The 11,836-nt window shown below is 33.7% G+C and carries 10 protein-coding genes; 7 read left to right on the forward strand and 3 right to left on the reverse strand.

What is annotated here, in order from left to right; translation table 11 throughout:
- The first annotated feature begins 1 nt into the window (after position 1).
- The 7 genes from ABD894_RS19035 (at position 2) to ABD894_RS19065 (ending at position 8,438) form a co-directional block, all read left to right on the forward strand.
- Positions 2–973 carry a glycosyltransferase family 2 protein gene (locus ABD894_RS19035; protein WP_345212660.1) on the forward strand — a complete coding sequence of 324 codons (972 nt, stop codon included), beginning with the start codon at positions 2–4 and terminating at the stop codon, positions 971–973.
- Between the two features lie 5 nt (positions 974–978).
- A complete protein-coding gene (locus ABD894_RS19040) occupies positions 979–2,406 on the forward strand; it encodes a hypothetical protein (protein ID WP_345212661.1) in 1,428 nt (475 codons plus the stop codon).
- A 169-nt stretch (positions 2,407–2,575) separates the two neighbouring features.
- Entirely contained in the window at positions 2,576–3,778 is a 1,203-nt protein-coding gene (locus ABD894_RS19045; RefSeq protein WP_345212662.1) for an acyltransferase family protein, read from the forward strand.
- Between the two features lie 19 nt (positions 3,779–3,797).
- Positions 3,798–4,985 (forward strand): glycosyltransferase, encoded by a 1,188-nt coding sequence (locus ABD894_RS19050; protein WP_345212663.1) that lies wholly within the window; start codon positions 3,798–3,800, stop codon positions 4,983–4,985.
- Positions 4,978–6,114, forward strand: a complete 1,137-nt coding sequence (locus ABD894_RS19055) for a glycosyltransferase (RefSeq protein WP_345212664.1) — start codon at positions 4,978–4,980, stop codon at positions 6,112–6,114. Before ABD894_RS19050 ends, ABD894_RS19055 begins: the two co-directional genes overlap by 8 nt.
- 6 nt (positions 6,115–6,120) lie before the next feature.
- On the forward strand, positions 6,121–7,296 hold the full coding sequence (locus ABD894_RS19060) for a glycosyltransferase family 4 protein (RefSeq protein ID WP_345212665.1): 1,176 nt from the start codon (positions 6,121–6,123) through the stop codon (positions 7,294–7,296).
- Positions 7,297–7,298: 2 nt separating this feature from the next.
- Entirely contained in the window at positions 7,299–8,438 is a 1,140-nt protein-coding gene (locus ABD894_RS19065) for a glycosyltransferase family 4 protein (RefSeq protein WP_345212666.1), read from the forward strand.
- Here the strand turns inward: ABD894_RS19065 and ABD894_RS19070 are convergent.
- The 3 genes from ABD894_RS19070 to ABD894_RS19080 all read right to left on the reverse strand — a co-directional run bounded on the left by ABD894_RS19070 (position 8,428) and on the right by ABD894_RS19080 (position 11,609).
- Positions 8,428–10,299: a hypothetical protein gene (locus tag ABD894_RS19070; protein ID WP_345212667.1), complete on the reverse strand. Its 1,872-nt coding sequence runs from the start codon at positions 10,297–10,299 to the stop codon at positions 8,428–8,430. The genes ABD894_RS19065 and ABD894_RS19070 overlap by 11 nt on opposite strands.
- Positions 10,300–10,498: 199 nt before the next feature.
- On the reverse strand, positions 10,499–10,810 hold the full coding sequence (locus tag ABD894_RS19075; RefSeq protein ID WP_345212668.1) for a DUF3467 domain-containing protein: 312 nt from the start codon (positions 10,808–10,810) through the stop codon (positions 10,499–10,501).
- Positions 10,811–10,868: 58 nt separating this feature from the next.
- Positions 10,869–11,609, reverse strand: a complete 741-nt coding sequence (locus tag ABD894_RS19080) for a tyrosine-protein phosphatase (RefSeq protein ID WP_345212669.1) — start codon at positions 11,607–11,609, stop codon at positions 10,869–10,871.
- Positions 11,610–11,836 lie beyond the last annotated feature (227 nt).

An 11,836-nucleotide genomic window follows, 5' to 3' on the forward strand; every position in this document is an offset into this window, starting at 1 on the left:
TATGATCCCCAATCCATTAGTAAGTATAATTACTGGATATTATAACAGAGAAAGCTTTGTTGACGAATCTATCCAAAGCCTTCTAGATCAAACGTACGAAAATATTGAAATAATTATTTTTGACGATCATTCAACGGACAATACGTTAAACAAACTTCAGTTATTTGCAGATCGCGATTCCCGCGTAAAACTCATTTCACATAAATCAAATTTGGGTTTTGTGGATGGATTAATTCACGCCGTTTCATTAGCCTCTGGTAAATATATAGCAATTCATGGATCGGGTGACTATTCTTATCCACAAAGGATTGAGAAGCAAGTACAAGCATTTCAATCAGCAACGCCAAATTTATCTGTGGTTGGTTGCTTTTGGGAAAATTATAAAGGCGGCAAGAGAATCGGCTTATATAATGAAAAGATTTCTGCTGGTGATGACTGTTTTAATAGTTTATTAAAACGAAATATTTTTAGCCATGGTGAGGTTATGTTTAATATTGATTTTTACAAGGAAGTTGGAGGTTATAGGAAGTTTTTCAAATTTGCGCAAGACCGTGACTTGTGGTGTAGGCTTTCTCTTAAATCCAATTTTTTTATTGTTCCTGAAATTTTATACAGGAGAATAAACGATGATGAGAACTCCGTCCGAAACAATCATTTGAAAAAAGTGAAACAGCGGTTTTACTCAAGTTTTTCAGTACAGTGTGCGGAGATGCGTAAGAAGTATGGCTACGACTATATAGATATTTTGGGCACCGAAGCTTTTGCATTAAGACGCCCCGATAAGCAAACATGCAAGGATATATATACCGTTGCTCTTAAAAAGTACAGAGATGGCAATTATAAAGAGTTTGAATATTATTATGTAATCTTAAAAACTCAGAAATCACACTTTCGTGCTTTTATACTTTTTTTGATAAAGAAGAAATTTTTACCATTGAATAGTATTTTGCGTTTAAGAAATATTTTCAAATAAGCCGTATGGATAATTTAAAATTATCTAACTCGAACCCTTTGGTAGATATTCCTGTTTTTATCAGACGGGCAATACTAGGTTATTGGATAATATATCAATTTTTTCTTCCATTGGTATTTTCATTAAATCGCGAACTGGTGTTTACTGAAGAGGTTATATTTGTACTTCTCAACTCGTTGCTAAATTTGCTGATATTATCACCTATTATTTTCAAATTTGATACAGTCGGATTATTCCATCCCTTAACATTTCCAGCATTGCTCGCCCTTGCAAGGGCAAAATTACAAGATCCTTTATCGTTTTTTTATGTTAACAGCGACGATACAGGATTTCTCAAGTCGTCACTAATTCAGGATTTTAATACAACCGTTGACGCTAATTTTAAATATGTTATATTTCGAATCCTTTCTATATTATTAATATATGCGGGATATTACCTTTCACAGATTCGTATTACTCGTGTTTACAACTTTTATACTAACGTTCCAATAACAAGAATTTACTTAACTGCTGGCGTGGCCACGTTGTTTTTTTTCGGATTTTTTATATCGCAAGGTGGGGTTAAGGCCTATATTGATTCTTGGGGTATGGAGGGAGGTAGACGTCAAGCTTTAGAAGGTATAACAGTTTTTGTTTCTTTTTTAAGGACGTTATATTTTATTCCATTAGTTTGGTATATATCAGATCCGAAGAATTCAATACGAAATCCAATTTTTTTAGGCAGTGCGGTGTTATTTTCTTTTGCTGGGTTTTTGGGATCAGGTTCAAGGACAAGCTTATTTAATGTTGTCTTTTTATTTTTAAGTGCTTGGATACTGAGAAATAGACGAGTCCCAAGTACTACAATTATTTTAGTTGGATTAATCGCCTTTCTGTTATTTGGAACATTAGGACAATTGCGCTCATCAGTTACAAGTAAAAAATCTCAGACTGATTTAAGTGTTCTTTCATTTTCAAAAATTAAAGACAATTTAGAATATGCAATAAGTGAAGGCGCGAAAAGGCAAGGAGAAAAGCCGTATATCGCTGTATTTGGAAAAGTTCCTGAACAAGAAGATTATATTTATGGTTTGAGTTTTGCTTCAATATTGACTACTTACATACCTAGAGTTATTTGGGAAGATAAACCACATACTGTTGCTTACTATACCGGAAAGAAGATTTTTCATGTCGGATGGTCTATTCCATTGGGAAGTGAGGGGGAGGTTTATTGGAACTTTTCATATTGGGGGCTCATATTGTTCTTTTTTTGGGGGCGATTATTTAAAATAATAACCACTTTTTTTGTTAGTTATTACTGGGCGCCAGGAATTGCCGCTGTATATTTAATCTTTCTCTTAAGCGGCGCATCTATTAACTCATTAAACTTAGGGAGTCTTTTGCAGCAATTATTGCTAATTTTTGTTGGTCTTAAGTTTATGAAGTTTATATAAAATTTTTCCAAATATTATTTGGTTTGGAAAATTATAAGTATTTCTTATGGCCAAAAAATAAGGAGATTTTAAAAAGTTAGTTGCACGAAGATATTATTAGAATCAGTTTTAATTTTTTGTCTTCGATTATAAATGGAATCATATTAATTATTAACTTATTTACTTTTTAATGAACAAATTGTTTCATATCGGTATGTTATCTGGAAGAGTTTTTGGCCTAGATCTTATGAGATTCATTGCTATATCTCTGGTACTAATTTCCCACGGAAGAGTTCTCATTTCGCCCATTTTAAAAGATAAGCAAAGCAATTTTACAATTGGTGGTTTTCTTGGGGTAGAATTATTCTTTGTTTTAAGTGGATTTTTGATCGGAGGGATTCTCATAAAGATATGCGAAAAAGACGGAGGCTTAAATGTCAATTCTTTGAAAGATTTTTGGAAAAGACGCTGGTTTCGTACACTGCCTAATTATTATTTAATTATTATCGTAACGACTTTGGTCGCATTGCTAAAAGGCAAACACCTTTTTACAAGTCCTTCTTATTATCTCTACTTCATCTTTTGTCAAAATTTTGCGTATAAACCGTCAATTGACTTTTTTTTCGAGAGCTGGAGCTTAGCTGTAGAGGAATGGTTCTATTTGACACTACCTATAGTATTCATCGTCACCTTTTTTTGTATTGACAGATTCAATTTTAGAGTCAAAACGAGCAACAAATCGCTAATTAGCATATTAGTTTTGCTTTTTCTGGGGTTCATTTTTCGATTAGTTGGTGCATATTTTACTGATTTGTCATGGTTTATTATGCGATGTATAGTTCTATTTCGATTGGACTCAATTGTTTGGGGGGTATTGTTTGCTTGGGTAAATTTTTATAGACCCGTTTTCTTTAAAAAATATTCAATTCATTTTGCAATTGCTGCTTTTATACTTTTAGTTCATTGTGTACACCATTATTGGTACCAATACAATACTCCGGGACATCTCACGGATTTTTATTCCAGGTCATTGTATTTTACAATAATTAATGTTGCATTTGCAGCCCTTTTACCATTAGTTAGCTCTTGGAATAGCACTAAATACACTAGCATTTCTAGTTTGATAACTAAGGTTAGCATTTGCTCCTATTCAATTTATTTAACGCACATAACCTTCTCTTTAAATTTTGTGTTGGCTTTGAGAAAATCAAATTTTCCAATAATTAAAGATTTTGATACAAATGCATTTTCTTCAATAGTGTCTTTTATTATTTACGTAATAATATCCGTAAGTATATCAATATTATTATTTAAATATTTCGAAAGACCAATGACCGACCTGCGAGATAAGAAAAACACAAATTCGAAGGCATTAAAAAAACAATATAGTTAATGTACTAAATAATTGACCCATGAAAAAACGTGTTCTATTTTCTATATATCAAACAGAAAATCATTCAAACGGAGGTGTTAATAGTATGTCTCAGATTATGGAACAAGATGTATCAGTTGTACCATACATTATTACTAACATACATGGACCATTTAATGTGAGATGGGAAGCCAGGCGTTGGATAATAAAGGTGACCTCAATCAAGTGGGGAGGGACAAGCTCTTCGCCTTTCAAAATTATAAAATTGTTTGATTTGCTAAAATCTAATTTGGCTGCATACCGAATGTTAAAGCGTAACAAAATAGATACATTATACTGTAATGATATACAGGGGTTTTGGTGCTCGTATTATGGTGGTTTGCTTGCCGGAGTTAAAGTAATATTTAACTTAAGAGACACGAAATCTGCTGATGAGTTATATTCATTAAAAAAATGGAAGTACATTGCCAGTAAGGCGGATGTTATAGTTGTTCTATCTAAAGAAATGAAGGAATTTGTCGTTAATAAATTATTAGTAGGAAGTAATTCTGACAAAGTTGTAGTTACTTATAGTATAGTTAATCAAGAAGTTTTTCATCCTGTAAACACAGTAGAATCTAAAAAGCTAAGAGAGTATTATGAGATTGCAGAAGAAGAGTTTGTCGTCAGTTATGTAGCTGCATTTAATGCTAAGAAAGCTCAATTGCTTTTTATCAAGAATGTTGTATCTAAATTTCGCGACACCAACAATATAACCTTCAACTTCATTGGTGATTTTGATATAAACAGCAACTCGTATGCGGCCGATTGTTTAAATGAGGTTCGAAGCTTAGGACTTGAATCTTTGGTTAAATTTGTCGGACATGTAGTTGATGTAGATAAATGGTATAAGATGAGTAATCTTGTTGCAATAGCTTCAAATAAGGAAGGACTTGCAAGATGTATGATTGAAGCAATAAGCTGCGGTACCCCAGTAATTTCATTTGATGTATGCAGTGCCAATGAGATATTAGCAGAATATAAAACAGGAGAGGTGGTTCCTATGTCGCGATATGATATCTATACTCAGAAATTAAAAAATTTGATTAGTGACAGAAATCTTTTGAAGGAATATAGTAACAATGGATTCAAGGTAGCGTCTGAGTTATTTAATAAAGATACTGTTTTAAAAAGATACAAGGGAGCATACCACGTTAATGAAAATAATATAAATTCAACTCATGATTAGAACCAAACTTCTATTTTTCTGTTCTCGTTTTGGTGGTGGTGGTGCGGAAATGCATCTTTTGCGAGTGCTCTCACATGCAAATTTTGACGAATTTGAAATTCATCTAGCACTTACCAGGGATGGTGGTGGTTATGAAGAGCGATTACCGGCTCAGATTAATATACATTATTTAACAATAGGCATTAACTCTTCTTTTCTAAGTTTAATTAAATCATATCGCCCATTAAAAGAATTGATACATAGATTGGATCCTAAGGGCGTTATCTCGATTATGGATCCACAGAATTTAATGCTCTGTTTTATAAAAAAGACCAGTTCTAATTTTCCACCGATAACAATTCTTTGTCAAAATGCGCCGATTAAAAATTTATCAAGTGAGGGGATTAGAGGTAAGATTTTTCTGCGTTTAATTCCTAAGCTATACAAACATGCAAATCAAGTTATCGCTATTTGTCGGGGTGTCCATGATGAGTTACTTCAAAAGTTAAAAGTAACGAGTGCAATAGAAATAATTTATAATGCTGGATATGATCCGTCTTATAAAGTACAATCCCAAGAGCCAATTGGTGACATTACGTTTTCACAAAGTATACAATTGATAGCGTGCGGACGTCTGAACAAACAAAAAGGTTTTGACGTACTTTTGGATGCGTTAGCCATTATAAAAGATGAAATAGATTTTAATATGTGGATATTGGGTGTGGGCGAAGATAAAGAACAACTATTACAACAGAGAAGTGCTCTAGGCTTAGAAAATAGAGTGCATTTTCTAGGATTTCAATCAAACCCTTATAAATTTTTTAATAAAGCCGAGATTTTTGTTTTATCGTCGCGTTGGGAAGGTTTCGGCAATGTTCTCACAGAAGCTATGATTTGCAATTGTGCTGTGGTCTCAACTAATTGTGATTTTGGGCCTAACGAGATTTTAAAACATAATGAAAATGGTGTTTTGTGTCAAGTCGAAAGTTCAGAAGATTTAGCAAAAAGCTTAAGAGAGGTAATTCTTAATGATAAATTGAGAAAAAAACTTAAGGAGGCTGGGGCGGTTCGTGCGGAAGCGTTTGCATCAGAAGAAATTAGCAATCAATACTTTCGAAAATTTAAAGAGGTTATAAATACAACTAATTAACATGAAATGAAGATACTTCATATTTACGATCACTCTTATTACGAAAAAAATGGCTTGTTCTATAGTTCTGGTGTCTTTGGTAAACGTGCTTGGGAACCGTATTTTCAAGTTTTTGACAATTTGACCATTCTTGCAAATTTAGCCGATTCAAATAATATATCTGTCGAATCGCTAGATATAAGTAGTCGATCGGGTGTGGGATTTTCCTTTGTTGAAAATAAGCGCCTCTTCAAAAATTATGTTAAAAGTTTTTTTACTTCCGACAAAAAACTTATCAATTGCATTAGAGAACATGATGGTGTAATAATTAGGTTGCCTAGTGAATTGGGATTGTTTGCCATTAAGGAGGCTATAAAACTTAAAAAACCATTTGCAGTTGAAGTTGTAGGTTGTGCTTGGGATTCTTATTGGTACCATGGTTCTGTAAAAGGGAAACTAATGGCATATATTACCTTTTATCGAATGAAAAAGGCCCTAAAAGCTGCGCCTTTTGCTATCTATGTAACTGAATATTATTTGCAGAAGCTCTATCCTACAAATGGCTATTCAGGGTTTGCTTCTAATGTAGTCTTACCGGACCGTTTTGATCCGAATGTACTTGAATCTCACATACAGTTCTTAGAGAAATCAAAAAATAAGTTGAGGATAGGGTTAATAGGCACTTTGAATGTTGAATATAAAGGACATTTAGAAGCCATCCTAGCTTTGAAGGAGATTCAAAATTTAGTACCTGATTTTGAGTTAGTATTTGTAGGTAAGGGGGACAGTACGTGGCTAGAAAAAAAAATTGCTGAAAATGGTATGACGGAAAAGGTTATTGTTTTAGGAAAATTGTCATCTGGCAATGCAGTCTTTGAATTTCTGGATAGTTTGGACCTATATCTTCATCCGTCAAAACATGAGGGGCTCCCAAGAGCTGTTATTGAAGCTATGAGCAGAGCGTGTCCTGTATTGGCATCAAGTGTCGCTGGAACACCCGAACTCTTAGCCAAAGACCATTTGCACACCCCAGGCGATTATTTAACTTTATCTAAGCAAATACATTACGTGATTAATAATCGAGAATTATTAAAGAAAATGGCTAAAGATAATTTTGAAAAATCCAAGATTTATTCCTTCAGTAATATTAAACAGCATAAATTTGAATTTTGGAATAAATTCAAAACAACATTATTTAAATAATTATGTCTTCAAGACCAAGAATAGCTATTGTTACAAATATCGCTTGGAATATATACAATTTTAGACGAGGGCTTGCAATAGCTATTAAAAATGCAGGCTATGATCCAATATTAATTGCAGCAGACGACTCTTATGGAGCTAAACTTTCTCAAGAAGGGTGGGATTTTGTACCAGTTAACCATTTAGAAAGAACAGGTGTGAATCCTATTAAAGACTTAATGTTGTTTAATGAATTTATTAAAATCTATAAAGAATATAACATAAGTTTTGCTTTGCATTACAATGCAAAGCCTTTAGTTTACGCTAGTTTGGCTGCTGCATTTCTAGAAATTCCATTTATTCCTAATATAACGGGTTTAGCGGGGCCGTTTTCTGGAAATCGGAAATTGATCGCATTCCTTGTAACTAAGTTATATCGATGGGCGTTAAATAAGAGCGAGAAGGTTGTTTTCCAAAATAATGAAGATTTAGAATTTTTTGTAAAAAATAAAATTATAAATCTTGAAAAAGCTATTTTGATAGAAGGATCCGGAGTAAATATGGATAATTTTAAAGCGGATCTTTTTGAAGCTCCATCCGATGAGAATACCGTATTTTTAATGTTTGCCAGGCTTTCAAGAGCAAAAGGGGTTGAAGAGTATGTAAACGCAGCAAGATTTATTAAAAATCTTTATCCTAAAGTTACATTCAAGCTTGCGGGACCTTTTGACAGCGATAAACTTGCTATAAGAAAAGAAGAAGTTGAAGAATGGGTCAATGAGGGGGTAATTGAATATCTAGGTGTTTCTGATTTTATCCAACGCGAAATAAGTAAGGCTCACGCAATCGTTTATCCGTCTTATTATCGCGAAGGAGTTCCCAAATCACTTATTGAGTCTGCTGCTATGTCAAAACCGATTATCACTACTGATAATGTAGGATGTCGTGAAGTGGTACGTGATGGAGTAAATGGATATCTTATACCTGTGCGAGATAGTGCTTCCTTGGCTGCTGCATTCACCAAATTTATAAATTTGGACAAAGACCAAAGAGATAGTTTTGGTGAAGAATCGAGAAAAATTGCCACATCTCGTTTCGACGAAAAAATTGTTATTGAAGCATATATGAAATTGATAAATAGATCTATGTTAATTACTGAGTAATTTGTGTCTGATCAGCGAATCCAGTCAATCTTGATATAGTCGGTTTAATCTGTAAGCCTTTTATCAAGTTTTTGTTGTTTATAAATATGTTAGTTCCGATTTTTCCTTTGAAAAACCCCGCCGTCTTTACCACACTTAATTGACTGTTGTTTTCGACCAGTGCATTGATTATAAAGCCGCTTTCATATTTCATTATTATTGTTGTCTTATTGTTGCCACTAAAATTTAACCCATCTAATATTCCATCTTCAGTAAATTTGACTTGAATTTTTCCTGTAATTTTATTGTCAATAAAACTAATATTTTTTAATATGCCACCTAGAAAAAAAAGTTTGTTATTGGCTTTAATAGTTTCCCCTGGTTCAGTATAGGTCCCGATATTTTGCAACTGAATTTCAATGTTATCTTTATTTACTTTCAATATTTTATATATTCCACCAGTACTAATAGCTATGTAAGCATCGGGCTGAAAAATAACTTTATTCTTGTTTTCTACGTTATTTATTGAAATCGTAACCGCCTTGTTTAAAACCGGCTGTACAAATTCACTAGAAATAAGTACCGGTTTTCTATTATATTTAAAAGCTTGAAGCCTTCCCAAAAAAATATCGTTTCCGTTGTAATCTTGAGCGATATCGATTTTATTATTCTTAACAATAACATCTTTTAAGTACGGTTCGCCTCCACTAATATTGATCACATACGGGAAGGAGTTTTCTTTTCTATAATTTTTCCCATACACTCTGTAGTTCCCAATAGTGATAATATTGTCTATTATCCGAAAATTTGAGAAGGTTTGTTTATTTACAGATCTTTGCACCGGACTGGGATCATGACCAAATAGAATAGAACTGCCGTCAGCGTCTATTATTGTATTATTTGAAACTTCAAAATCTTCAAAATCAACTTTGTTTTCTGATACTGTTGTAAACGCTATTCCGTTAGCTTTAGGTCGCAAAATGTTATTACCTTTGACTTTGACCCTTTTAAGTACGCTACCACCGCCTGCGACAAATTGATGTGATTCTGCATTCGAGATGCAGTTTTCGATCGAAATATCGGTAGTAGAATCGGCAAAAGAGCTTAAATTTATACACCAAGCATCCTTCCCTTTTCCTCCTGTTAAGTCAGGATGAATCACCTTAGCACTATCCATAAACGAAAGATTATATAATTTAATATTCCTAATGAAATTGCCAGGTTTCCCTTTTAATTGAATGGGAGCAAAGAAGTCAATCCAACCACCATTAAAATTAAAATCAAAAGTCAAATTAAAAATTTCCAGATTTTCAATATTCCGAACGGAGTGACCGCTTTGATCATAATCGTAGGTTGATATCGCGAATGTCGACTTGATTTTCTTTTTTTGATAATTAGACTTTATATATGTTTTATTTATACCATCGCCAAAATACTTTCTATTTGAAACTAAGTCTACTGTCGACACCAGATAACTTCCTTTTGGAAAGTAAACATTTCCTAATGATTGTGCTTTTCTAATCAAGTCACTGCAATCTATTAATCCAGTTTTATCAGCGCCGAACCATTCAATATTTATTGTTGAATCATTTAAGATGCGTTTGTAACGACTGCCATTTGAAGAAACTATAATAGTTCCAGTATTGTCCTTTGAGGTATGATCATTAGGGTCATAATACCAATCACCTTCACCAAACTCTAATGTGTGATACCTTAATCCTTTTACTGCCGTTTTTAACGAGCGCAAATGCTTGAGACTAATCGTTTTGGAGTTAACATTAGCATGCTGATCAAAATGGGACGATTTATTTAAGAGTTGATTATTGCCATTATGAGGCGTTAAAATTAAAAAATTAATTATTGCTGACAATAGTAAATTCATTGCATCCAATGTTATTAAGTTTGTTAAAATTTGGTCGACCGACTTTTTAGTGCTGTTTAGTTCAAGCTTTTACACTTAACTGTAATAAAACGTTGTTATTGATATTATATTCTTGCATTCTTAAAAATATCTATATGCTATCCTAACTACAAAACCTTGCTCGTTTCGGCTACAACATTTTAGTCTTGTTATACAAGATTTATGCTTCACCTATGGTGCCACCAAAGTTTATCGAAAATTCGGGGTGGGCTGGTTGTATTTTAATACGACCGTTTATACTTTCAAATTTTTCAATATTATCTTCTAAAGCGGTCAGTAGTCTTTTGGCATGCTCCGGCGTTAATATGATCCTTGATTTTACTTTAGCCTTGGGAATGCCCGGCATCAGGCGTATAAAATCGAGCACAAACTCGGAGTTTGAATGCGTAATAATGGCAAGGTTAGAATAAATGCCTTCCGCAACTTCTTCCGAAAGTTCAATATTTAACTGGTTCTCATTTTGTTCTTCCATGGTATATATTATTTCTTTTAGTCTTGAATTTTAATAATAGTGTTGCTTAACAATAGCCTTATAATCCGAAAAGTTCTTTATTCCTGAACGGATATTTACTCAAATGGTCATAAGTGTCTTTCCATAAACGCTGGCTTTGAAAAGCATTCAGGTGTTCTTGGTGGTGAAAATCGGTCGCTCCTAAATCGTATGCATTGTTTTTGAGCAGTTTTAACGCGGTGTGCTTTACATCGCGCCCGTAATAACCCGTTACCGAAAGCAGGTTGAGTTGCAGCAGGCAGCCCATGTCTTTAAAGCGATCTATCCGCTCGGGTTTAGCATGGTAAAAGGTATACCTTTCGGGGTGGGCCAGTATAGGCTTGTAACCTTGCAGGTTCAATTCAAATACATAATCTTCAATACCCGGCGTTTCTGATAGGTACGACATTTCTATCAGGATATGTTTATTGGGCAGCAGCATCATATCGGCCTGCTCTACCAGCGGACCAAAATCCATATTCACCATGTACTCGGCAGCCGCGGATATTTTTATGTTATTATCTTTTATAAACTGATGGCTTTGCAGTTGAGTAAGCGCGGCGCTAATGGTTTGGCGGTTATTGGGGTACAGCTCCATAAAAATATGCGGTGTGCATATAAATGATGAAAAACCAAGGTTGCGCAGTGCCGAAATATAGTTAACTGAACTTTCTACATCCGGCGATCCGTCGTCAAGTCCGGGTAATAAGTGAGAGTGGATATCCGTGCCAATAAAATCAAAATCTACTTGTACAAGAGATTTTTTAAAGAAATTAAACATATAAACAAATACAAGCTATAAAGGTAACAAAACTTGCCTAAGATATTTAATTAGCTTCAATATTGTACGCTTATATGCTGGTTAAATTGCTATGTTTGAGCAGCTAACCGAAGGATGACTTAGTGTTTGGCTGATTATATTTTACCATTTTCAATTAATAAGCCCGAAAACAGAAATATTGTTATATTTTTATCCTTTGTGGAGGTTTTTAGAAATTTCGATAAAAA

The sequence above is a fragment of the Mucilaginibacter gynuensis genome (assembly GCF_039541195.1).
Taxonomy (GTDB): Bacteria; Bacteroidota; Bacteroidia; order Sphingobacteriales; family Sphingobacteriaceae; genus Mucilaginibacter; species Mucilaginibacter gynuensis.